Source organism: Flavobacterium sp. XN-5 (assembly GCF_008033395.2).
Classification (GTDB): domain Bacteria; phylum Bacteroidota; class Bacteroidia; order Flavobacteriales; family Flavobacteriaceae; genus Flavobacterium; species Flavobacterium hiemivividum.
This window is the reverse complement of sequence record NZ_VOGZ02000001.1, coordinates 1-24,729: the sequence shown is the minus strand read 5'-3', so window position 1 is coordinate 24,729 and position 24,729 is coordinate 1. Positions and strand designations below refer to the sequence as shown.

The window sequence follows — 24,729 nt, the reverse complement described above, 5'->3', positions numbered from 1 at the left end:
AGTGTATTTCCAAGAAAAAAATGTTTATCGAAAAAATAAAATAATACTACTCTAATATCAAATATACTATTTTATTTACAAAAAAAATCCGCCTCGTTATTTAAAACGAAGCGGATTGCTATAGCGTAGACTTTACACTTTTATGCTAGTAAGAATAAGAAAATTAAAGGGAATATAATTCCTGCCAAAGCTAATTTCCAGCCACGTTCTTTAAAGCTGAATTTTCCAGCTTTTACCATTATTGTTCCTGTTAAAGCGATAACAATTAAACTTAAGGCAAAAATATCAGAATAATAAATCCAGAAATTAGAGGTGTTTTTATGCAATTTCATCGTTTGACTGATAATGGGCATTTTTAAGAAAGTCACAATTTCACCTTGTCCCGTTTTCATGTCAATTTCGACATCATGATTTTCGTAGGATATTTTCAAACTGCTTTTTTTGATACTGTGTTTACGAAACTTATCGTCTATGCCAAGTTTTTCTCCTAAGTCTACAGCAAACTTCTCGTTGATTAAATGTTCTTCAGGTAGTGTTACTGTTATAGCTTTTGTTTCAGTGGTGTACTTTTCAGGATGCCACGATTCGCGATGATTCATCATAAGTCCTGATGCGGCAAATGAAATAATAAGTCCAATATAAAAATAACCTAAATCTCGATGTAAATTACGGAAGGTTTTCTTTTTCATTGTAAGTGCTGAATTTTTATTGTGCGAAAATAATCTATTTCTGTATAAAGTGAAGTAAAAATGTTTTCTGTTGGTTTTAAAATTTGTATTTTAAGGCAGTCATTACTTGGCGTGGGGCAATTGGGTTGACGCTGTAGTTTTCATGGACAGTGTAATTCAACTCGTTTGTAACATTTGAAAGTTTGCATAGTATAGAGAATTTTCCCCATTCGTAACCAGCAGATAAGTCAATTGTAGTGTATGCTTCTAGCGGAATTTCTCTGTCAAATATTCCATTTGGTTCTGCTGCTTTGTACTGATTATTCCATCCACCCACACGTTTACCAATGTAATTTGCTGTTGAACCTACAGAGAAACCTTTTAATAGTCCTGATTGTAAAGTGTAAAAGAAACTAAAGTTAGCTGTGTTAGCAGGTGTTCTAGCCAAACGGTCTCCTACAATAAAACTTCCTTCTAATCCTGATGTTTTAGTGTAACGCATATCATTATAGCTATATCCTGCAATGATACTTAAGCCTGTTACAGGTCTTGCGGTGATATCAAATTCTACACCTTTACTTTTTGTTGAACCACTTAAGGTTTTTATGCTAGAATCTGTATTAGCAGAACCATCCGCTTTAAACTCTGCAGTTTGTGCTAGATTGCTATTTTCAATTTGGTACAAAGTTACATTAGTACTCAAAATTCCTCTCCAAAAATCTTTTTTGATTCCTAATTCATACTGATCTATTAAAGAAGGTTTAATTACTTTTAAATCAACCGTTGTTCCTGTATTTGGAGTAAACGAGTTAGAGTAGCTTGCAAATAAAGACATGTCTTTAGTAGGTTGATAAACTAAGCCTACTTTAGGAGTAAACGCTTGATCGATACGTTTTACATCATCCTTAGAAACCACTGGAGTTTTAGTTAAGTCCTGAGTGTTAGCTTGTGATTCTTGCCATGACCAACGGATTCCTGCTAATACTTTAAATTTATCTGTAAGCGAAATCAAATCCTGTGCATAGATTCCAAAACGGTTCGTATCTGTTTTTACTATTTTAGTATTGGTAGCATCCGGTATTGGGCCACCTTGATCAAAATTATCAAAGTCAAAAATGTTACCACTACCATAAATGTTTGGAGAGAAGGTAAAGGTATAGGCTTGTAAAAAAGAGTTTTCAAAATCAACTCCTGTAAATAATTGGTGTTTTATTTTTCCAGTTTCAAAATTACCTTGTAGGCTAATTTGTTCTCCAATAACTTGTTCTAAGTTTCTGTTTTGACCCAATGGACGACTCCAATCACCATTAGCAGCTGGTTGTACACGTTCTGTTCCTTTTGAGTTTCTTTCAAAGTTTTGAAAAGAACTATTAAAGTTTAGTTTCCAATTGTCGTTAAATTCATGTTTTACTAATCCAGAAACACTAGCTTGTCTTGTTTGACCGTTTGACCAAATCGTTCCTAAATAAGTGTTTCTAGGGATGTCAACAATTGTTTTTCCTATGATACCAGTTCCAAAATCCGGTGTCCAATTGTCGTGTAAATAATCTGCTTGCAATACGATTTCAGTTTTTTCACTAGCTTTAAAAAGTACCGATGGGTTAATGTAGTAACGTTCTTTCTTTACTACATCTCTAAAGCTTTCTGAGTTTTCATAAGAACCTGTAAAACGATATGCGATGTTTTTGTCTAATGGACCGTAAATATCAATAGATGGTTTATAGAAAGCATTGCTTCCCATTTGCATCGTAATTTCACCACCACTTTTAAAAGAAGGTTTTTTTGTAACCATGTTCAAAATTCCTCCTGGCGCTACATTACCAAATAATAGGGCGGCACTTCCTTTAAGTACTTCAACTCTTTCAAGCGAAGAAACCTCAGGCATTGATCCGCTATTAAAACGGAAACCATTTTTAAACATATTATTTGATGACATGTCATATCCTCTGGACCAGAATGATTCCTGAGCACCGCCGCGGGCTGAACCTACATACACACCATTTACGTTTTTGATCACATCACTCATTCTTACCGCTTGTTGCTGCTCGATAACATGGTGTCCTACGATTTGAATACTTTGTGGTAAGTCCATTGGTTTTATATTTAAACCGGAAAGAACCGTTTCCTTTTTCTTATTGGGGCTTTGTTTAATCTTAATTACCAATTCTTTCAAAGTAGTTATGTCTTCTACTAACTTGAATTCTACAAAATTAGTCTGGTTTGCCAATACTTTAATTTGTTTTGACTGTGTCTTCATCCCACCTCCTGCGAGCGTGATTGTATGAATACCTGTTGGAAAACTATTAAAAGTAAACTCGCCCTCGGCATTCGTTTGGTTTGTTTTTGCTTCTTTTCCTAATTTGATTGCTATTCCTGGAAGAGGAAATCCATCTGCCGAAAGTATTCTTCCTTCGATAGTTCCAGTTTCTTGCGCTTGTATGTAAAATGTAGTAAATAAGATGACAAATAGTATTGTAATGCGACTGCTCATAACTTTTTATTTGGAATAATTAAAAATAACAGTGCAAATATAAAACCTGATTTTGAATCCACAAAGCTTATTTAGATTAAATATCAATAATAATTCCAACTCTTTATTAGTTAATTGAAAATCAATTATTTAAAACTAAATTTTAACGTTCGTTTCAGCTTAATTCTTATAATCAGGAGATAAAGCAAGCTTATAAAAAGTGTTATAGCGAACAAAAACTATTGGTAAAATAACTAAATTTTAACTGTTAATGACTGTTTTTTAGGATTTTATAAACGAGATCTTTAGTTGGTTTCTGATCTTGTAATTTTGCTCGAACCATATCAAAAGTTACTTTAAAATCGCAACCTTCTTTATAATTACTGCACCCATAAGCAGTTTTACCTTTTAAAACCGTTCCTTTTTGACACTTTGGACAAGCCAAAACATCCGTAGTAGTTTTAGTCTTAATTGATGGAGTAGGAGTAGTAGTTTTTTTAGGTTCTAATTTGAGTTTGAAGTTTTCGTCAAAGCGAAGTAAGCCTTCTACAGTGCCAGCATCTATTTTAAAGTCTTTGAGATTTACTGTTGATCCTTTTTGAAGTAAGCGTAAGTATTGATTCTCTGATATTTTTTTTTCTCCAAAAGTAAAGGGCAATACAAAATCGCAGCCTGCTTTGTAATTAGCACAGCCATAAGCTGATTTCCCTTTTAAAAGCATTGCTTTTTTACATTTCGGACAGGCTTCCGCCAAAATTCCTGCTGCCTTCTTTTTCTCTACTTTAGCTACTTCTTTTTGGACCGTTCCAGCATGTGAGATATTAGCACGCTTCGCTTCGCTTCGTACTTCATACACTAAAGCCTCTACCATGCGTTTCATATTATTTATAAATGCAGCAGCGGTAAACGTTCCTTTTTCAATATCTTTTAACTGCTTTTCCCAGGATCCTGTCAATTCCGCCGATTTCACCATCTCGTTTTGAATAGTGTCAATCAATTGAATTCCTGTTGGAGTTGGTAAGACTTGTTTTTTGTTTCGAACAATGTATTGGCGTTTAAAAAGCGTTTCAATAATATTCGCTCGTGTTGACGGACGTCCAATACCGTTTTCCTTCATCAGTTCACGTAAATCCTCATCATCGACCTGTTTCCCTGCGGTTTCCATTGCGCGTAATAAGGTCGCCTCCGTAAACTGATTGGGTGCTTTAGTTTCCTTTTCTAAAAAAGAAGGTTGGTGCGGGCCTTTTTCACCTTTAACAAAGCTAGGTAATATGTCGGCCTCTTTTTCTTTGGCGTCTGGATTTTCAAAAACTACTCGCCATCCTTTTTTTAAGATTTCCTTTCCAGTGGTTTTGAAGGATACATCGGCTGCTTTCCCAATTACTGTTGTATTAGAAACGGAACAGTCATCATAAAATACAGCAATAAAGCGTTTGGTGATAATATCATACACCTGTTGCTGATTGTACTGCAAATTGCTGTGAATCCCCGTTGGTATGATCGCGTGGTGATCGGTCACTTTTTTATCGTTGAATACCTTAGTTGATTTTTTAATCTTCTTCCCTAAAAGCGGTTCTGTTAGCGCAGCATAATTGGTTAGATTTTGTAAAATACCGGGAACTTTTGGATAAATGTCACTTGGTAAAAAAGTAGTGTCGACTCTGGGATAAGTGACAACTTTTTGTTCGTATAAAGTTTGAACAATTTTCAAGGTTTCATCTGCCGAAAAGCCAAATTTCGTATTACAATACACTTGTAAGCCTGTTAAATCAAAAAGCTTTGGTGCAAACTCATTTCCCTTCTTTTTTTCGACAGAGACAATTTCGAAATCACTTTCCTGGACTTTATTGGCCAGGAGTTCTCCATCTTCTTTTTTCAAAAAACGACCTTCTTCATAACTAAAAAGAGTCTCTCTATATAAAGTTTGCAACTCCCAGTAGGGTTGTGGCTTAAAATTTTCAATTTCCTTCCAGCGATCTACTACCATAGCTAATGTAGGCGTTTGCACGCGTCCAATGGACAGAACTTGTTTGTATCCACCGTGTTTTACGGTGTACAAACGAGTCGCATTCATCCCTAGTAACCAGTCGCCAATGGCTCTGGAAAATCCGGCGTAATATAAATTATCGTAGTTGGCGGATGGTTTTAAGTTTTCAAAACCTTCTCTAATAGCTTCAGTGGTTAAGGAGGAAATCCATAGGCGTTGTACTTCGCCTTTATAATTGGCTTCGTTCATCACCCAGCGCTGTATTAATTCTCCTTCTTGTCCCGCATCCCCGCAGTTAATAACCAAACTCGCTTTATCAAATAAACTTTTTATAATTCGAAATTGCTTCTGAATGCCCGAATTCTCCACGACTTTGGTTTCAAATTTTTCGGGAAGCATGGGTAGGTTGTTCAAATCCCAGCTTTTCCAATAGGACTTGTAATCGTTAGGTTCTTTTAAAGTACACAAATGCCCAAAGGTGTAGGTTACCGCATAGCCGTTGCCTTCATAATAGCCATCATGTTTGGTATTAGCCCCTAAAACGGATGCGATTTCTCGTGCTACACTTGGTTTTTCGGCAATACAGACCTTCATTTTCTCCTACTGATTTTGAGGGTGCAAATTAGGAATTTAGAAGTTGGTATGGAAATGAAATCTGCAGGAGTTATGAACGAGATAGTTTTGTAGCTAAGATCCAAAGGTGCATGTTTTAGTAGCTTCGTTTTTGTTTTTTTCGAAAGTGAAATTGTATTGATATACAGCAATCGTGCTATTGCAGGTAGTACTATTTATGAGCACTTATTTATTTCAACCAGCCTTTGTTAATTGCCAAAGTAGAAAACCATACTAGAAAAAGACCAAAGACAATTATGAGTATTGGCATAACTTCTGTACCTGGGCCATAAACTTCTCGTGCATTTGTAAAAAACAGATTTTGAATCATTTGAGGGATGATGGCAAGAAGCGAAATAATAAAGGCAGGTTTAGCCCACTTTTTCTTCATTAGTAATCCAACGGAACCAATCATTCCACCAAAAACCGCAATTGCAAAAGCGATATATGTCCAAAGCGGATAACTGTTATACAGCTCTTGTTCTGCCAATGGCAATGCTCTCAAGCTCTCGTCTGTCATTGATACTTGCATCAAGAAGGAACTCACTCCCATTAAATTCCAGAGTAAAGCGAATGCTGCTACTGCCCAAAACCACATTGGGACTGCTGTTTTTTGATTTTCCATTGGGATACTTGGTTAAAGGTTAAAATTGGTTTTTATGTTAATTTAAGTGATTTTACACTAGTGAAAAACTAAGATATGAAAATTATTGTTTGTCTAAAGCTACAAATGGATTGAAAGAGATATTGAATAGTATTATCTGTGTTTGTTTTCCAATAATGATAGGCTTATTTATAAAAGCAAAAACGGCTTGAGTCAAACTCAAACCGTTTTTGTTTTTTACCTAAATTAGGGTAAGTGGTATTATCAGAATTAATTTTTGATTAAGCTTGTTTTATAAACTGTACGTCAATAACTAATTTTACTTTGTCAGAAACTACAATACTTCCAGCTTCTGTAACAGCATTCCAAGTTAAATTAAAATCTTTTCTGTTTACTTCTCCTCTAATTTCAAATCCTGCTTTTGTTTGTCCATAAGGGTCTACTGCAATACCATTAAATTCGGCATCTAAAGTAATTTCTTTTGTAACATCTCTAATGGTTAAATCCCCAACTAATTTTTCGCCATCAAATGATTTTGAAACAAATTTTATTTCAGGAAATTTTTCAGAGTTGAAAAAATCATCTGATTTTAAATGTGTATCTCTGTCTTTATTTTTGGTGTTTAAAGAGGCTGTTTTTGCACTAAATTCTAAACTAGCGCCGTCGAATATATCTCCATTTGTTTTTGCAGTAGCCTGAAAGTCTTCGAAATGACCTGTTACTGTTGAGATCATCATGTGCTTTACTTTAAAAGTAATTTCTGAATGTGCGGTGTCGATTGACCAATTTGTGTTATTTTCCATTGTTGTAATTTTTAATTATTTATTTTTTAATACGTCTTGAATTTCTGTTAATTTCTTAAACATGGCGTTAGCAAACGGACATAGAGGCGTGATTTTGATGTTTTTTTCTCTTGTCATTTCTACAATTTTATAGAGTAATTGTTTACCGATATTTTGACCTTTAAATTCAGGGTCAACTTCTGTATGATCGATAATTATGTGGTCTTCCCCTGCTATTGAATAGGTCATCAGTCCGACTCTTTTATTGTCTTCTTTAGCCATTGCAAAACCTTTACTCTCTCTTTCTACTAATGTAATATCCATTTTAAGTTTCTTATTATAGTATGATTATTTACCTTGTCATTGGTACTTCCATTAAAAGTATACGAGCATTTTCTGTAGCTTTTACATTAATGCTGTCTGTGTCATAAATACCCATTCCATCTCTTTTAGATAGTTTTTGGCCATCAATTTCTACTTCGCCATCAAGAATAAATGCATAAACGCCATTTCCTTCTTTTTTGATTTTGTATTGCTCTGAATTTCCTTTATCAAATTTCCCTATATGAAACCAAGCATCTTGATGAATCCAAACGCCTTGGTCTTCTTTGTTAGGAGAAAGCACTTGATAAAATTCATTTTCTTTTTCGATATCTTTTAGCGAAATCTGATCGTATTTTGGTGTTACATTTTTTACTTTTGGAAATACCCAAATTTGAAGGAATTTAACTTCCCGGTCATTGTTTTTGTTTTTTTCAGAATGCGTAACTCCAGTTCCAGCACTCATTGCTTGTACATCACCTTCTTTAATTACGGTAACGTTTCCCATGCTGTCTTTATGTTCTAGATCTCCTTCTAATGGAATTGATATAATTTCCATGTTATCGTGTGGATGCGTACCAAAACCCATTCCTGCTTGTACACTGTCGTCATTTAAGACACGTAGTACACCAAAATTCATTCTTTCTGGGTTTTGATAATTAGCGAAGCTAAAGGTATGGTATGAATTTAACCAATCGTGATTTGCGTGTCCTCTTGTTTCTGCTTTATGAATTACTGTGTTCATAGTACTTATGTTTTTATGTAGGAATGATTAATTCCTAGCTGTTACTTTATTTTTTGCGGAGCAATAGCATCAAAAAAACCTGTTAAAAGGACGTTTTTAGTAAACTTCTTATTGTCCAAATTCTTTACTCTAAAAGTATGGTACAAATGTATAACCGATTACAAGCCTGTGGAATATGAAAAAATGGAGTTAACATATGAAAATCCGACATTTAAGACTTTAACTCCTTTTTCTTGAAGCTTGAGGGAGATAACTGCGTGTGTTTTTTGAAAAAAGCACTAAAATTTGCAGGCTCATTAAAGCCTAATTCATATGCAATTTCTTTATTTGTTAAATCTGAAAAATAGAGTAATCTTTTGGCTTCGGTTATTATTCTTGCCTGAATATAGTCTTTTGCAGTTTTGCCAATTCTTGCTTTTATTGTTCGGTTTAAATGGTCAGGCGTAATATGAAGTTCATTTGCATAGTATGTGGTAGAATGCTCTTTTTTATAGTTGCTTTCTACACCTTTTTTAAAAGCCCTAATCAGGTTATCCCCCGAAGTGTCAATATCTGATTCGATTGGGTTTATTGAACACAAAGTATTACATTCTATTAACAGGAGTTTTAAAAACGCACCAATAGATAAGTTTTTCATTTTTGCATCACTTTTAAATAACTTGAAAATTTGATTTGAAAACTGTTCTATGGTTTCAAACTGAACTTTACTTGGCATTAATGGTGGGTTTTGTCCATAATTTTGAAAAAGATTTAAACTTTCAATAAACGACAATGGAATAGAGTTTTCTACTAAAAACTGATTAGAAAAAGTCATAGCAAATCCCGACGATTTTTCTGTCTCAATAACTTGGTGTACTTGCCCTGGAGCAACAAAGAAAATTTGATTGTTTGCTAATTCGTATGTGTTGAAGTCTATTATATGTTGCCCATTTGCTTTATTAATGATTAGAACGGTATAGTAGTTGTGCCTGTGTGGTTCGTCTACTATTCCGTTTCGTTTTGTGTAAATATCTTCCATTTTAGATATTCCAAAACTAATGTATTCCTTATCGGTATTTACTTTTTGATATGTTTTGACAATACTCACTTTTATGATTTTTATTTAAACTTATAAAGCAATTTTACACATTCTCCTCTATTCGTCTGTCTGGCATTAACCACAGAATGGCAACAAAAATGTAAAAAGCTAAGGATATCCAGGTGTTTAAAAAAGCAAATCCAACTCCAAGAGTATAACAAATCATGGAAATTTTTCCTTTTTTATCTGAACCTACAACCTTTCTTAAAGGGAATTCGTCACCGTGCGACTTTATAATTTCCGCTTGTAATACAAAATAAGCAATTGCAGAAAATAGTAGGACTACACCATAAGCAATTACGGGCAACTTTGCATCATAGTGTCCGCCTATCCAAGCTGTTGTAAAAGGAACTAATGATAACCAAAAAAGCAAATGTAGATTTGCCCAAAGTATCTTACCATTCACTTTCTGTGTAATTTGAAACAGGTGATGATGGTTGTTCCAATAAATACCTAAATATATAAAGCTGAAAATATAGCTTAAAAAAATAGGTGTTTTTGCCAGTAGTGAGTTTAAATCTGTTTCAGTTGGTGCTTTAAGTTCCAAAACCATAATGGTTATAATAATTGCTAAAACGCCATCACTAAAGGCTTCTAATCTACTTGTCTTCATTTATTTCTATTCTAGTTTGGTGAACAGTTATTTTTAACTATTTACAACTTGTAACAGCCTATATCTCTTGAGTCAAATATATATGATTTTATTTACAATTAATCAAATAATTTTTATGACACGGAGTGAATTTTTAGTTTTTAAACCAAAAAAAACCTTGCTGTGGGCAAGGTTTTCTATTTAGATTGTAATTTTTTCTACTTAAGTCTAAGCATAATATATTTTTCAGAACTGGGTTTTCCTGACTGTATTCCTGATATTTCAGCGACTAGACTGTCTTTTGAAACTTGAGTGTAACTGATTTTTTGAGGGTAATCATGCGTTGGGTTTTCAAAAACAAGTTGGTTTTCTTTTGTTTCAATAAGGAGAAAGGCGACTGGTTTATCGTCGTTTTGACCTCTTACATTAGCATTGTAACTTAATTGCTCTCCTATTTGTTGCAACACGATCGTTTCATAATGAATGGTGTCTTTTCCTTTTAGAAAAAAAGAGTGTCCATTATAAGTGCTGTCGTTTGCTTTTTTCCAAGTTTCGGTAAGTGTTCCGTCATCGGATTTGTTTTCCCATTTTCCTTGCAGCCAACGTGCCGTTTTGATTTTATCTTTTTCGTTTTGATCTGGATCGTCTGAATCTGTTTTTTTACAAGAAACGAAGATTGTTATTAATGCTAGAAAAGTAATTTTTTTATACATAGCTATTTTGAGATTGAGTTGTACTACAATGACTGTGCGAAATTATGAAAAAAGATCGTAAATAGCCCAGATAAAAGCGGCATCCTTTTTATCCTGAATTTGGCTCTGGGAAGAGCACTAATTCTAGGATAAAAAGATACAGCGGATAGCTGGAAATTGCTCCAAAAAAAACTGTCGGGAAACTAGAGTTAACTATAAACTATTTTTCGTAATTTTGCACTCCAAATATAAGGACTAATAATATGTTAGATAGACTTCAAATAGTAAAACAACGTTTCGATGAGATTTCGGATTTAATCATTCAGCCGGATGTTATTTCTGATCAGAAGCGTTATGTCCAATTGAATCAAGAATATAAGACTTTGAAAGCTTTGGCTGAAAAACGCGATGAATACGTGCTTATCATGGCTAATATCGAAGAAGCAAATGAAATCATAGCGGACAATAGTGATGCAGATATGACCGAAATGGCCAAAATGCAACTTGAGGAGGCAAAGGAAAGATTACCAGAACTTGAGGAAGAAATCAAATTCATGTTGATCCCAAAAGATCCAGAAGACGCTAAGAACGTTATGGTGGAGATTCGTGCCGGTACCGGTGGGGATGAAGCGAGTATTTTTGCTGGAGATTTATTCAGAATGTACACTAAATATTGCGAAAACCGCGGTTGGAGAACTTCAGTTGTCGATATGAACGAAGGTACATCTGGTGGATTTAAAGAGGTGATTTTTGAAGTTACAGGTGAAGATGTTTACGGAACTTTGAAGTTTGAAGCAGGTGTACACCGTGTACAACGGGTGCCTCAAACAGAAACTCAAGGACGTGTGCATACATCAGCAGCTACTGTTATGGTGTTACCAGAAGCAGAGGAATTTGATGTGCAAATTGATATGAATGATGTACGTGTAGATTTTTTCTGTTCTTCAGGACCAGGTGGACAATCGGTAAATACAACTAAATCGGCGGTTCGTTTAACGCACATTCCAACAGGATTAGTAGCGCAATGTCAGGATCAAAAATCACAACATAAAAATAAAGACAAAGCTTTCGGTGTTTTACGTTCCCGTTTATACGAGCAGGAATTAGCTAAAAAACAATCTGAAGATGCTACTAAACGTACTTCTCAAGTAAGTTCTGGTGACCGTTCGGCAAAAATTCGTACCTACAATTATGCGCAAGGTCGTGTAACAGATCACAGAGTTGGATTGACTTTATATGATCTAGGAAACATCATGAATGGTGACATTCAGAAAATTGTTGATGAACTAGCCTTAGTCAATAACATGGAAAAGTTGAAAGAAGCTAGCGAAGTTTTTTAAATATACAGCCTCATTTATTGAGGCTTTTTTTTGGAGTGTACTCTCGTTTTGCTTTGAGGGTATGAGTTTTTTCGAAATAAAAGCTGGTAGCAAAATATCTGCTGAGTAAAAACGAGTTTCCTTATTTAATATCGATTCTCTCTATCGAAACAACAGCTGTAGGTAAATTATATCCTCCCGTTTTGAGGGCTTTATAAATTTTTAACTGCAAATCTGATTTTAACTGATCTCCTGGAGCTTTTATTTCATCAGTTCGATACCAATAATAAACGCCTATAATTACTACATCATTTTCAATTTTTTCTACAATTGTCTTGTAACTTGGAATCTTTAGAACAAATTCATTTTCTATCAGAATTGAATTTATGAGCTGGAACGCTTCGTCAATTTTGTCATCGTGTGTAATGCTAATGATAAACTGACTTCTCATTAGTGCATCAATTGTAAAATTCTCAAGATTATTTTTTAGAATAGAAGCATTGGGAATGTATGCATCAACACCGTCGAGGGTTTTAATTGTGGTGGAACGTAAATTCATTTCAATAACTCGTCCTTTTATATTGTCAATTTGGATTAAATCACCAATTCGGAACGGTCGTTGAAAAGCCATTAAAATTCCTGCTAAGAAATTTTCTCCTATATCCTTTAATGCAAAACCTATAATAAAAGTCGTTAAACCAGCACCTGCTAAAATTTTATTAGTGACATCGTCAAAACCGATGACACCTAAGCAAATGACAAACAATGTAATGGTGAGGAGTAAGGAAATGATGCTTAAAATAAAGTCAGCAATCAAAGGGTCGTTAGATTTAGAAATGACAAATTTTGTAGCATATTTATTGATCATCCTAATAATCAATAATCCCAACACTAGTACTACCAGTGAAAACAGTACATTAGGTAAGTGGCTGATAAAACTAGTCCAACTTTGATTTATTGATTTATAAAAAATATCTATTTCTGAATTCATAGCTATAATATCTAATTTTTTCCGAACCTACTTTTATTTTTGACTTCTAATTCGTTTCCAAATTTTCAAACGATTTTTAGCTCGGTTAGAAAAATACTTGTCTTCTGCTTCTCCTAAAACAAATCCAACAGGCTTAAATTTTTCTGAATTATCAAAAAGTACTTTCAAAGATGCTGTGATGGGTAAGGCTAAGATCATTCCTGGAATTCCCCATAACATCGAAAATAAAATGATCGCTAGTATCGAAGTAAATGAATTTAAAGAAACTTTTGAACCCGTAATTTTAGGAGTTATAAAATTACCCTCAATAAATTGAATAAAACCAAAGATGGCAATTACTCCCGCTGCATACCAATAAGAATCTTTTGTTGCTAAGGCGACCGCTGCTGGTAAAAGCGAACCAATGATTATACCTATATATGGAACTAAGAGTAACAATGCACATAAGAAACCAAAGAAAAAAGGATAGTCAATTCCCAAAACTAATAATCCAACACTGTTTAATAAGCCTACAATGACCATTACACTTCCCAGTCCTACTAAGTAGTTTTGTTGTACGTCATATAGTTGGCTTAACACAACTCTAGTATTCTTTCTGCTATTAGTAGTCGCTTTGTGTAAAAAACTTATTAGAAAAGTTCGATACAGCAAGAAAAAAAACATATACAAAGGTGTCAATATAAAATCGCTTAATATACTTCCAGATCGAGTTAATAATTCTAAAATACTATTAGAGTTTTCTTTTACAATTTTTTTCACTTCAATTTGACCACTTCCAACAATGTCTTCGCTTTTTATTCCGGTATAGTTTTCAGTTTGTATGATTAACACATGGATTTTCTCCATGATTTTATCATAATACATATCACTTTTGTCCAATATATTTTGAAATTGAATCCCGATTAAGGTGAAAATGAAAAAAATGATAGCAGAGAAAACTAGGATGGCAATGATAATTGAAAATATTCTGTTGAAATACAATCTCGTTTCAAAGAAACGCACTATTGGGTAAATCAATACACTTAGTAAAATGGCGAAAAATATTGGAATCAAAAAGTCTTTTAAAATATAAGATATAAATACAATTAGGGTAAAGGCTAGCAAGTCTTTAACGATATGTGTTTTAGTATGTATTGACTCCATAAATGTTTCTTTTGAAAAAAAAATACTGTCTTTTTTTATAGTATCCCATCAAAGTTACTAATAAAAAAAAGACAGTTAGATAATTTTAAGCAGTGCTAATTAGGTTACAATGATAATTTTATTTTTTAATTGTATGAACTTTGTTCGGCACACAAATCAAGTAAATTATCATTGGAATAAATATATGTATTTAAGTTCTACTTTTCACTTCAGTTTTAAATTATGTGAATTTTAGTTGCTGTATCTTCTCAAAATCCAAGCCTGCGCTTCGTGTTTTAGAAGTATTCCCGTTAAAAAGTCGGCAGTACCAAAATCATCTGTTTCATCTGCTTCTTTAATAAATTCTCTGATTTTGGCAGTTAGCTCTTGGTGGTCAGATAACAATTCTTTTACCATTGCCTGCTTTGCTTCATGTTTTGAAGATTCTTTTAGGATAGATTCATCAAGAAACTCTTTCATCGTTCCAATAGTTTTTTCTCCTAGTTTACCAATGCGTTCAGCTACTTCATCAACAATGAGTTCTATTTCGTTGTATTGACTTTCAAAAAGCTTGTGCATTTCCATAAAACTTTCTCCTGAGACATTCCAATGAAACTTTCTTGTTTTTTGGTATAGAACCATTTCACTGGCTAGAACAGTAGTTAAATTTTTTATGTTTGACTTCATTTCCTTTTGCGGTATTCCTAATTTTGTGTCCATCTTAAATGTGTTTTTTTGTTGTGTGTTTTACAAATATAGTTAAGCATAGAAGTAATAGTATTATAGAATTATTTATGATTTTTACAAAATTCTAAGTTTATTAGATTCTAGTTCGTAAATTTGGCATTTGAACCTATACAACATGACAACACAAGAACTTATTGAGCAAATCAAAATAAAAAAATCATTTCTTACCGTAGGACTAGATGTTGATTTAAGTAAAATCCCAAAACACCTTTTTGATCTGGAAGATCCTATTTTTGAGTTTAACAAAGCGATAATTGATGCGACTCATGATTTATGCGTTTCCTATAAACCCAATACTGCTTTTTATGAAGCGTATGGAATTAAAGGATGGATGTCGTTGCAAAAAACAATCAATTACATCAACGAGAATTATCCTGATGTTTTTACGATTGCTGATGCAAAACGTGGCGATATTGGCAATACATCTTCTATGTATGCCAAAGCTTTTTTTGAAGATTTAAACTTCGATTCGGTTACTGTTGCTCCATATATGGGGAAAGATTCAGTGGAACCATTTTTAGCTTTCGAAAATAAACATACTATTATGCTTGCCTTAACTTCTAACGAAGGTGCTTTTGATTTTCAAACCTTAAAAATTGATGGGAAAGAATTGTACCAACAAGTTCTCGAAACATCTAAAACTTGGAAAAATTCCGAAAACCTAATGTATGTTGTAGGCGCTACAAAAGCCGAATATTTTACTGAAATCCGTAAAATTGTACCGGATAGTTTCTTGCTAGTTCCTGGAGTGGGAGCACAGGGAGGAAGTCTTTCAGAGGTATGTAAATACGGAATGAATGACAATATAGGATTATTGATCAATTCTTCGAGAGGAATCCTTTATGCTTCAAACGGAACTGACTTTGACGAAAAAGCAAGAGCGGAAGCACTGAAAATACAACAGGAAATGGAGCAAATTATTAGTTTAAAGTTTAAGATTTAAAAAAGTGCGTTTAAGGTTTAAAGCTTTCTGGATTGTGCGTAAAAAAATTATAACAGGAATATTATTTATTAAGTTTCATAAGGTGGTTAAACTTTAAACTTTTTCAAACGTTAAACCTTTTAAACTTTAAACAAAAAATGAAAACTTTAATAGACCAACTCGGAACTCCCCACACATTTGAAACTTCGCCTCAGCGAATCGTTTCTCTAGTTCCTTCTCAAACGGAATTGCTTTACGACTTGGGGCAGGAATCTAAAATCGTTGGAATCACGAAATTCTGCGTCCATCCTTATCATTTTAAATCGACAAAGAAACTTGTTGGCGGTACAAAAAAAGTTAATTATGAAAAAATCCGTTTACTAAAGCCGGATGTAATCATTTGCAATAAAGAAGAAAATACTAAAGAAATCGTTGAAGAGTTAAGCAAGATATGTCCTGTTTGGGTGACCAATATCCTCACTGTAGAAGATAATTTTCAGATGATAACTGATTTTGGTCAACTTTTTAATTGTCGAACGGAGGCGCAAAAGTGGAACGACAAACTAGCTTTTGCCTGGAACGATTTTATAAACTTCATAAAAGACACTCCAATTAGAAAAGTGGCTTATTTCATTTGGAAAAAACCGTACATGGTTGCTGGCTCTGATAATTTTATCAATGAGTTATTGAAACTCAACCATTTCAAAAACATATATGATAGTAAAGGGCGTTATCCTGAAGTGGCGATTGAAGAAATTGTGCAAGATGGAGATCCATACTTTATTTTTCTATCCTCAGAGCCTTATCCGTTTAAAAAGGAAGATGGTTATGAAATATGTAATTATACAGACAAAGCAGAGACGATTTTAGTAGATGGCGAGATGTTTTCTTGGTATGGAAGCCGACTTTTAAAAGCCTTTGATTATTTCAAAATGTTGCATAGAATTTTAGAAAAATAGTTCTGTTTCAGCTATGAAATATGCAGTTTTATCATTGTTGTTGAAGTAAGTATATTGTTAGCATTATTTCTACGCTAAATAAGTACTTGCATTAATATCATACTCTTGTATATTTTATTTTAATTCTGATTTTAAGTCCGTTATGTCATTTGTAATTATATTTTTTATAGTTTAAATATGAAACAAACTGGTAGGTACTGTGACGCAGTTTATTTTATATGTTATATTTTCGACTTTGCATTAATGAGTAGTTATTTCGAATAATGAAATTAGTATTTAAGTTGGCAAAGATTTGGATTTAAAGGGAAGGCGTAATAGTGCGTTGTAAGTTTTAAATTAAAATTGGAAGGAAAATAATAAAATATAAAATTTAAAATCAAAAGTATGGTAAGATCATTTCTGTTTTCACTTCTATTATGTAGTGCAATCTCGTTTGCACAAGAAGTGAAGATTATCCCTCAGCCGGTGCAGGTCACTACAAAATCAGGAAGTTTTGTCATTAGTCCAAAATCAAGTTTAGTTGTTTCGAATAAAATCGATGATGTTAGTGCTTCTTTTTTGAATGAGTATTTGTTAAACTATTATGGTTTCAAATTACCTATCGTTAAGAAAGCTTCTAATGATTTCATTCAATTCAAAAGCTTAAAAAATATTACTGGATTAAAAGGAGAAGGCTATACTTTAAAAAGTGATAGTAAAGGAGTAGTCATAGAAGGTAATTCTGATATTGGTACTTTTTATGGAATGCAAACCTTGATACAATTGCTTCCAGTAGAAAAAAGTAATGCATTGAAAATTGCTGCTGTCGATGTACAAGATGAACCTCGTTTTGTTTATAGAGGAGCTATGCTCGATGTGGCGCGCCACTTTTTCCCAGTTTCATTCGTGAAAAAGTATATCGATTATTTAGCCATGCATAAATTAAATTATTTCCATTGGCACTTAACCGAGGACCAAGGTTGGAGAATTGAAATAAAAAAATATCCTAAATTAACTGAAATAGGGTCCAAGAGAAACGGAACTATCGTAGGTAGATATCCAGGAAAAGGAAATGACAATACACCTGAAGAAGGTTTTTATACGCAGGAAGAAGTAAAGGATATCGTTAAATATGCTGCGGATCGTTTTATTACCGTTATTCCAGAAATTGAAATGCCTGGACATAGTAGTGCTGCAATCGCTGCTTACCCTTTGTTGAGTTGTTTTCCAAATGAAAAAACTGAAATTCCAGCATCGATGATTTCGGAAAAAAGTAAAGAAGAACTAGCAAACGGAAGAGTGAAGTTAGTTCAAGAAACATGGGGTGTTTTTACTGATGTATATGCGCCAACGGAATATACTTTCAACTTTTTAGAAGATGTTCTTGATGAGGTGATGGCTTTATTTCCTTCAAAATACATTCACGTAGGTGGCGATGAGTCGCCTAAGGATGCTTGGAAAAGAAGTGAGTTCTGTCAGCAATTAATAAAAGAGAAGGGCTTAAAAGACGAACATGAATTGCAAAGCTATTTTATTCAACGTATGGAGAAGTACATTAATAAAAAGGGTAGAACTTTAATTGGTTGGGACGAGATTCTAGAAGGCGGGCTTGCGCCAAACGCGATTGTAATGAGTTGGAGAGGTGAAGAAGGAGGTATAGCTGCGGCCAAAGAAAATCACCAAGTGATTATGACTCCGGGAACACATGTGTACTTAGACCATTCTCAAACTAAAGAGGAGAAAGAAGTTACAATTGGTGGGTTTACTAATTTAGAGAAAATTTACAGCTATGAGCCTATTCCTAAAGAATTGAATGCGGAGCAAGGGAAGTATGTTTTAGGTGCTCAAGGAAATGTTTGGACAGAGTATATGATTAATCCAGCCAAAGTGGAGTATATGATCTTTCCTCGTTTGAGTGCATTAAGTGAAGTGCTGTGGTCTCCAAAGCAAAATAAAAATTGGCCTGCTTTCCAAGCGAAAATAGATACTATGAAAAAAAGATATGATATGTGGGGAGCTAATTACTATAAAGGAAAATAGTTTTCGGAATGAACAAATAATTATTGAATGCCCTCCAATTTATTGCGAGGGCTTTTTTTTATTTGATAGTTTTTAGTTGTCGGAATAAAAACAACTCCCTTTTCCCAAGCCGGATGAAGTTTCTATAATAGTTCGTAATCTAAGTTGAGTTGATAAAACGTTTATTTTATTAAGTTTAAGCTTTGAAGCTTGTAGTTGTCTCATAGCTAAATAGGCGAGAATAGTTCTGTTCAATTCTGATAGCTTTTACCAACTGCGATTTATAGGGGGAAAATGACAGTTGATTTAAATCCTGTGCTCGGTTTTGTCTTAAAGGCAATTGTTCCTTTTAATGCCAGAATACGATTTTCCACATTTTGGAGTCCATTTTTTAAATTAACTTTTTCTAGAGTAGCTCCTATTCCGTTATCAGTATAATCTAAATGCAAATTATTTCCAACTTTTTTAAAGGAAAGTACAGCCAAACTAGCTTCGCTGTGTTTTTTCATATTGATTAGGAGTTCCTGCAGAACCCTGTATACTGTAATTTTTTTTATATCTGACAGGGCATGCCATGGAATGCTATCTGCACCATTAATCAAAATTGTGACTGAAGTTGTGCTGAAACCAGAAATCATTTCTTTTAGATTAGGAAGGAAATCGATACCCATTGGTATGATGCTATTTTCTTTTGATATGTTACGAGTTCTGGAATAGATGGTGTCAAGTTTGTCTAGAAGCATGTCTTTGTTATGGGAGGTAGATAGATCATGTGTTTCCGAAAATACCATGGTTTGATACACATCGTTTGCCAGTTCATCGTGAAGTTTTTTAGCTATTTTCACTTCGGTATCATAAGAAGTTTTTAATTTTTCTTTTTTACTTTTATCAATGAGATAGAAATATATAAAACTAGTTATGGTAAGTATGATTCCAACTGCAAAGTAGAGGCTTAAAGTGGTGTTTTTGTGTAATTGTAATTGCAGTTCATTTTCAGCTTTTTGCGCTTTGAGTATCAGATTCTCATCTTTGTCTTTTTTAGAATCGTATTTGATTTTAGCAAATTTATTCTTCATCTTTTGCCTTACTTTATTAACACTGTCATTAATTCGCAAGTATTGTAATGAATATTTTTTTGATTGGTCTGATGGAGTGTTCTTTATTAGTAATTCAAGGCATTTCAAGCGGTCATCAACACTTTTCATCTCTGTTGCTTTTTCGTAAGAAGAGAGGAGATATTTAATTGCTAAATTTGGATCTTCTTTTTTGTAATATTCGAAAAAATGATAATATGCCCAAATAATTCCCCGCTCATCCTTTATTTTCATCCTTATTTTTAAGGATTGATTTAGATAATTAAGGGCTTTTGGATTGGCTGTTTGAAAATAGGAATAGCCTAAATTATCAAGTATCCTTGCATAAGTTTCTATATTATTTATAACTTCTCTTTTTAAAGTTAGAGGAGAAAGAATTTTTATAGCGTCATGATATTTATTTTGTTCCATATAGACTAAAGCAATATTATTTTTTATATTAATTTTTTCAATGGCATCTGTTTTTAGATTTATTGCTTTATTGAAATAATATAATGAATGATCGTAATCAGCGGTGTACAGGTAATTATTTCCCAGTGCATTATAGATGTTCCATTTACCATTAGGGTATTTATCAGTGTTTTCTATAAAAGGAAGAGCTTCAACTGCCGTTGCTTCTCCACCAGAATAATCTCCAGAAAAGATATGAATTTGTGCCATCCATGCTATTGAATGGATGATTCGGGAAGTATCTTTTTTTTGAATGGATTCTTGTTTGGCTTGATTGAAATAATAGTAGGAGCTATCAAGGTTTGTATTTTGATAATGTTTATACCCCTTTTTTATGAGTGTGTCTATTTTAGGATAACTTTTTTTTTTAGAAATGGTCTGTGTGTTTTTTTCGCAGGATTGAAGGACAATAAAAATTATTAGTAATAGAATGTAAATAGGAGAGTATAGCTGCTTTGGTATCATTGCTCGAAAATACAGAAATTAATTAAAATATAGAAACTTAGTGATTCGTATTGTATGTATTTTATAAAAAGATTTTAAGGTTACTAATAAACAAAAAACCCCAATCTTTCGATTGAGGTTCCTATATAAGTAAGTAATGTAAATTGAGTTTATAAAACGTTTATTTTACTTTATTAAGTACAGCTTTGAAAGCTTCTGGGTGGTTCATCGCTAAATCGGCAAGAACTTTTCTGTTCAATTCGATTCCGTTAGCTTTTACTTTTCCCATGAATTGTGAATAAGACATTCCTTCTAATCTAGCTCCAGCGTTGATACGTTGAATCCATAAAGCGCGGAAATTTCTTTTGTTCACTTTTCTGTCACGGTAAGCGTAGCACATTGCTTTCTCTACCGCATTCTTAGCTACTGTCCAAACGTTTTTACGTCTACCAAAGTAACCTTTGGCTAATTTCATTATTTTTTTTCTTCTTGCTCTTTTTGCAACTGAATTTACCGATCTTGGCATAATTTTATTGTTTTTTTGTAGCAGGCGTCCCGAATTAAATCAAGAGAACTTAAGGCCGTACTCCAAGGTTATTTTAAATTGTTTTAACCTAAAGAATTTAAAAAAGTTTAAGTTTCAGCTATTAGTATTCAGTTAGAAACTGCTTACTATTGACTGACTACTGCTTACTTAATTATATAATTCTTAATTGTTGTTTGATACTTTTCATGTCAGATTTGTGAACTAGCGCTGAGTGTGTCAAAGCTAATTTACGTTTCTTAGATTTTTTAGTCAAGATGTGACTTTTAAAAGCATGCTTTCTTTTAATCTTTCCAGAACCAGTAACTTTAAAACGTTTCTTGGCGCTAGATTTGGTTTTCATTTTAGGCATTTTTTCCTAGTGTTTTAATTTATTCTTACTTACTTATCTTCATGCTGAATTTATTTCAGCATCTTATCTTGTTTCAAATTTAATGTATCAAGTATAAAGTTGTAAAACTGAATACTAGAAACTGCAAACTGAATACTATTTTTTCTTCTTAGGAGCAATGAACATAATCATTCTCTTTCCTTCAAGAACTGGCATCGCTTCCACTTTACCAAATTCTTCTAAGTCCGTAGCTAATCTTAATAATAAGATTTGACCTTGATCTTTATAGATGATAGAACGTCCTTTGAAGAAAACAAACGCTTTCAATTTAGCACCCTCTTTCAAGAATTTTTCAGCATTCTTTCTCTTAAACTCATAATCATGCTCATCTGTTTGAGGACCAAAACGGATTTCTTTAACAGTTACCTGTGTAGATTTCGCTTTAAGAACCTTATCACGTTTCTTTTGTTCGTAAACAAATTTCTTGTAATCCATGATCTTACAAACCGGTGGCTCTGCATTAGGCGAAATCTCAACTAGATCTAATTCGAACTGATCAGCTAGTCTTAGAGCTTCAGAAAGTTTAAAAACTCCTGGCTCAATGTTTTCACCTACAAGACGTACCTCTTGTACACCACGAATAAGATTGTTTATTCTGTGGGCATCCTTTTTTTCTACGCGAGGTTGATAACCTCTGTTGCTTCTTATTGCTATGACTTTATAATTTAAGTTAAACTGTAAATACTTTTAATGTTTTTTTGATTTCTTCGTCTACTATTGCAGCAAACTCTTCAATCGTAACGCTGATGTTCCCTTTTCCTTCCTGTCCATGACGACGGATAGATATGGTGCCGTTTTTCTCTTCTTCCTCACCTACAATCAGCATAAACGGGATTTTCTGCATTTCTGCATCTCTAATTTTCTTCCCTATTGTCTCACTTCTGTTGTCAACGAGGGCGCGAATTTCGTGATTTTCCAGCAAATCTAAAACTTTTTTCGCATATATTTCATATTTCTCACTCAAAGACAATATAATAGCCTGTTCTGGCATCAACCAGAGTGGGAAATTTCCTGCTGTGTGTTCCAGTAAAATAGCTATGAATCGTTCCATCGAACCAAAAGGAGCTCTGTGAATCATAACTGGTCTATGTAATTCGTTATCAGAACCTTTGTAAGTCAAATCAAAACGTTCTGGTAGGTTATAATCTACCTGAATTGTTCCTAATTGCCATTGTCTTCCCAAGGCATCTTTTACCATGAAATCTAACTTTGGGCCGTAAAATGCAGCTTCGCCATATTCGATAACAGTACTTAGTCCTTTGTCTGCAGCGGCATTGATAATTGCATTCTCTGCTTTTTCCCAGTTTTCATCACTTCCAATGTACTTTTCTCTGTCTTCTTTGTCTCTTAAAGAGATCTGAGCAGTAAAATTTTCAAAGCCTAAAGAACCAAAGACATAAAGAACTAGGTCAATTACTTTTTTAAACTCTTCATCCAGTTGTTCTGGAGTACAGAAGATATGTGCGTCATCCTGAGTGAACCCACGTACACGTGTTAGTCCATGTAATTCACCACTTTGCTCATATCTGTAAACTGTACCAAACTCAGCATAACGCTTTGGTAGATCTTTGTATGACCAGGGTCTTACATTGTATATTTCGCAGTGATGAGGGCAGTTCATCGGTTTCAATAAAAATTCTTCTCCTTCATGCGGAGTAGATATTGGTTGAAAGCTGTCTGCTCCATATTTAGCATAATGACCAGAAGTTACATAAAGTTCTTTGTGACCTATGTGCGGAGTAACCACTTGCTCATAACCCGCTTTTTTCTGTGCTTTCTTCAAGAATTGTTCTAATCTCTCCCTCAATGCGGCTCCTTTAGGTAACCATAATGGCAAACCTTGACCTACTTTTTGTGAGAAAGCAAATAATTCAAGTTCTTTTCCTAGCTTTCTGTGATCACGACGCTTTGCTTCTTCAAGTAAAGCTAGGTATTCTGTTAGGTCTTTCTGTTTTGGAAATGAAGTTCCGTAAACACGTGTTAGCTGCTTATTTTTTTCATCACCTCTCCAGTAAGCACCAGCGACACTCATGATTTTCATCGCTTTGATAATTCCAGTATTAGGAATATGACCTCCACGACATAAATCGGTGAAAGTATCATGATCGCAAAACGTAATCGTTCCGTCCTCAAGATTAGTAATCATCTCAGTTTTGTAAACGTTGTCTTTGTATAGTTCTAGTGCATCTTCTTTAGAAACAGGGCGAAGTTTGAATTCATGTTTCCCTCTCGAAATCTCTAGAACGCGATCTTCAATTTTCTTAAAGTCGGTCTCAGTAATTTTGTGCTCTTCAAAATCTACATCATAATAGAAACCATTGGCAATCGCTGGCCCAAGTGTTAACTTAATACCAGGATACATTTGCTCAAGAACCTGTGCCATGACGTGTGAAGTAGAATGCCAAAACGCTTTCTTTCCATCATCATCATTCCATGTATATAATATAAGACTGCCGTCGGTCGTCAAAGGCGTGGTCGTTTCAACTGTTGTACCATTAAAAGATGCCGAAATCACATTTCTGGCAAATCCTTCGCTAATGCTTTTAGCAACTTCCATCGGAGTTACGCCTGAAGCGAACTCTTTAACTGACCCATCGGGCAAAGTAATCTTAATCATTGTTTGTTAATTTAAGAATGCAAATATAGTTGATTACAAAAACACAGACAATAGATAGTTAAGGTTTGTTCTATATATAGGTGTAAAAATAAAGCGCATAAATATTCTTTACTATATTAAGGAGGTTGTAGTTTAATTTCTGGAGCTATTTCCCGCTATTCGCTACAATCTACCTCGCCGTCCCGAGGCTTCGGGACTGGCTTGGTAGGATTTCCACTGCTACCGGGGCTAGGGGAGTCGATTTTCAACACGAACAGTTGAAGATTGTGGATGATTTACTGAAAACAGCTTTTCTGTATATTGGATGATGCTTTAAATTAGGTAATCAGTATCTAAATTAGTAACGCTACCCTTAGTATATAGTAGTAAGCAATTGTAAAAACAATGCATTTACATAGAAACCCCACAAACCACGTCCACAAATTCTCCCTTTCCTTGGGAGATTCCCGACGGTTCGGGAGTAGGAGGAAAAAACTTTCCACTTCAAGATTCCTATTTCCAGCGAGTTAAGCGCTGTGTTACGAAAACATAAAAAAATAGTCAATAAAAAGTATTGTTTAACGCTATAAAGGTGCTACTT

The 24,729-nt window shown here is 33.9% G+C and carries 22 protein-coding genes; 4 read left to right on the top strand and 18 right to left on the bottom strand.

Translation table 11 applies throughout. The features are described from left to right. Positions 1-140: 140 nt before the first annotated feature. The 10 genes from FQU23_RS00110 to FQU23_RS00065 form a co-directional block, all read right to left on the bottom strand. Positions 141-689: a PepSY-associated TM helix domain-containing protein gene (locus FQU23_RS00110; protein ID WP_147672063.1), complete on the bottom strand. Its 549-nt coding sequence runs from the start codon at positions 687-689 to the stop codon at positions 141-143. A 76-nt stretch (positions 690-765) separates the two neighbouring features. Continuing rightward, complete coding sequence (locus FQU23_RS00105) at positions 766-3,159, bottom strand: TonB-dependent siderophore receptor (protein WP_147672062.1); 2,394 nt, start codon at positions 3,157-3,159, stop codon at positions 766-768. Positions 3,160-3,406: 247 nt separating this feature from the next. Beyond that, complete coding sequence (locus FQU23_RS00100) at positions 3,407-5,719, bottom strand: type IA DNA topoisomerase (RefSeq protein WP_147672061.1); 2,313 nt, start codon at positions 5,717-5,719, stop codon at positions 3,407-3,409. A 208-nt stretch (positions 5,720-5,927) separates the two neighbouring features. After that, positions 5,928-6,362, bottom strand: a complete 435-nt coding sequence (locus tag FQU23_RS00095; RefSeq protein ID WP_147672060.1) for a hypothetical protein — start codon at positions 6,360-6,362, stop codon at positions 5,928-5,930. Positions 6,363-6,622: 260 nt separating this feature from the next. Further along, positions 6,623-7,144 (bottom strand): YceI family protein, encoded by a 522-nt coding sequence (locus FQU23_RS00090; protein ID WP_147672059.1) that lies wholly within the window; start codon positions 7,142-7,144, stop codon positions 6,623-6,625. 15 nt (positions 7,145-7,159) lie between these two features. Then, positions 7,160-7,447, bottom strand: a complete 288-nt coding sequence (locus FQU23_RS00085; RefSeq protein ID WP_147672058.1) for a GNAT family N-acetyltransferase — start codon at positions 7,445-7,447, stop codon at positions 7,160-7,162. A 28-nt stretch (positions 7,448-7,475) separates the two neighbouring features. After that, on the bottom strand, positions 7,476-8,189 hold the full coding sequence (locus FQU23_RS00080) for a pirin family protein (protein ID WP_147672057.1): 714 nt from the start codon (positions 8,187-8,189) through the stop codon (positions 7,476-7,478). 211 nt (positions 8,190-8,400) lie between these two features. Continuing rightward, on the bottom strand, positions 8,401-9,276 hold the full coding sequence (locus FQU23_RS00075; RefSeq protein ID WP_317165175.1) for a helix-turn-helix transcriptional regulator: 876 nt from the start codon (positions 9,274-9,276) through the stop codon (positions 8,401-8,403). Positions 9,277-9,310: 34 nt separating this feature from the next. Beyond that, complete coding sequence (locus FQU23_RS00070) at positions 9,311-9,880, bottom strand: TMEM175 family protein (RefSeq protein ID WP_147672056.1); 570 nt, start codon at positions 9,878-9,880, stop codon at positions 9,311-9,313. Between the two features lie 197 nt (positions 9,881-10,077). After that, positions 10,078-10,572, bottom strand: coding sequence for a DUF6265 family protein (locus FQU23_RS00065; RefSeq protein ID WP_147672055.1), 495 nt, complete (start codon positions 10,570-10,572; stop codon positions 10,078-10,080). 242 nt (positions 10,573-10,814) lie between these two features. Here FQU23_RS00065 and prfA point away from each other — a divergent pair, with 242 nt between their 5' ends. Continuing rightward, positions 10,815-11,891: a peptide chain release factor 1 gene (gene prfA / locus FQU23_RS00060; protein WP_147672054.1), complete on the top strand. Its 1,077-nt coding sequence runs from the start codon at positions 10,815-10,817 to the stop codon at positions 11,889-11,891. Positions 11,892-12,012: 121 nt separating this feature from the next. Here prfA and FQU23_RS00055 read toward each other — a convergent pair whose 3' ends face one another. The 3 genes from FQU23_RS00055 to FQU23_RS00045 all read right to left on the bottom strand — a co-directional run bounded on the left by FQU23_RS00055 (position 12,013) and on the right by FQU23_RS00045 (position 14,703). Continuing rightward, positions 12,013-12,861, bottom strand: coding sequence for a mechanosensitive ion channel family protein (locus tag FQU23_RS00055; protein ID WP_147672053.1), 849 nt, complete (start codon positions 12,859-12,861; stop codon positions 12,013-12,015). A 33-nt stretch (positions 12,862-12,894) separates the two neighbouring features. Then, a complete protein-coding gene (locus FQU23_RS00050; RefSeq protein ID WP_147672052.1) occupies positions 12,895-14,004 on the bottom strand; it encodes an AI-2E family transporter in 1,110 nt (369 codons plus the stop codon). Positions 14,005-14,235: 231 nt separating this feature from the next. After that, on the bottom strand, positions 14,236-14,703 hold the full coding sequence (locus FQU23_RS00045) for a Dps family protein (RefSeq protein ID WP_147672051.1): 468 nt from the start codon (positions 14,701-14,703) through the stop codon (positions 14,236-14,238). A gap of 142 nt (positions 14,704-14,845) precedes the next feature. Here FQU23_RS00045 and pyrF point away from each other — a divergent pair, with 142 nt between their 5' ends. From pyrF to FQU23_RS00030, 3 genes are all read left to right on the top strand, one after another. Further along, positions 14,846-15,673, top strand: a complete 828-nt coding sequence (gene pyrF / locus FQU23_RS00040) for an orotidine-5'-phosphate decarboxylase (RefSeq protein ID WP_147672050.1) — start codon at positions 14,846-14,848, stop codon at positions 15,671-15,673. A 137-nt stretch (positions 15,674-15,810) separates the two neighbouring features. Beyond that, complete coding sequence (locus tag FQU23_RS00035) at positions 15,811-16,611, top strand: ABC transporter substrate-binding protein (RefSeq protein WP_147672049.1); 801 nt, start codon at positions 15,811-15,813, stop codon at positions 16,609-16,611. Positions 16,612-16,995: 384 nt separating this feature from the next. Continuing rightward, positions 16,996-18,630: a beta-N-acetylhexosaminidase gene (locus FQU23_RS00030; RefSeq protein WP_147672048.1), complete on the top strand. Its 1,635-nt coding sequence runs from the start codon at positions 16,996-16,998 to the stop codon at positions 18,628-18,630. A 260-nt stretch (positions 18,631-18,890) separates the two neighbouring features. Here the strand turns inward: FQU23_RS00030 and FQU23_RS00025 are convergent, their stop codons facing one another. The 5 genes from FQU23_RS00025 to thrS form a co-directional block, all read right to left on the bottom strand. Next, complete coding sequence (locus tag FQU23_RS00025) at positions 18,891-20,618, bottom strand: tetratricopeptide repeat-containing sensor histidine kinase (protein WP_165425703.1); 1,728 nt, start codon at positions 20,616-20,618, stop codon at positions 18,891-18,893. A 160-nt stretch (positions 20,619-20,778) separates the two neighbouring features. Next, positions 20,779-21,123: a 50S ribosomal protein L20 gene (rplT, locus tag FQU23_RS00020; RefSeq protein WP_016990536.1), complete on the bottom strand. Its 345-nt coding sequence runs from the start codon at positions 21,121-21,123 to the stop codon at positions 20,779-20,781. A 172-nt stretch (positions 21,124-21,295) separates the two neighbouring features. Continuing rightward, entirely contained in the window at positions 21,296-21,493 is a 198-nt protein-coding gene (gene rpmI / locus FQU23_RS00015) for a 50S ribosomal protein L35 (protein ID WP_007136182.1), read from the bottom strand. Between the two features lie 135 nt (positions 21,494-21,628). Further along, positions 21,629-22,186, bottom strand: coding sequence for a translation initiation factor IF-3 (infC, locus tag FQU23_RS00010; RefSeq protein ID WP_394336299.1), 558 nt, complete (start codon positions 22,184-22,186; stop codon positions 21,629-21,631). A 16-nt stretch (positions 22,187-22,202) separates the two neighbouring features. After that, positions 22,203-24,149 (bottom strand): threonine--tRNA ligase, encoded by a 1,947-nt coding sequence (thrS, locus tag FQU23_RS00005; protein WP_147672046.1) that lies wholly within the window; start codon positions 24,147-24,149, stop codon positions 22,203-22,205. Positions 24,150-24,729 lie beyond the last annotated feature (580 nt).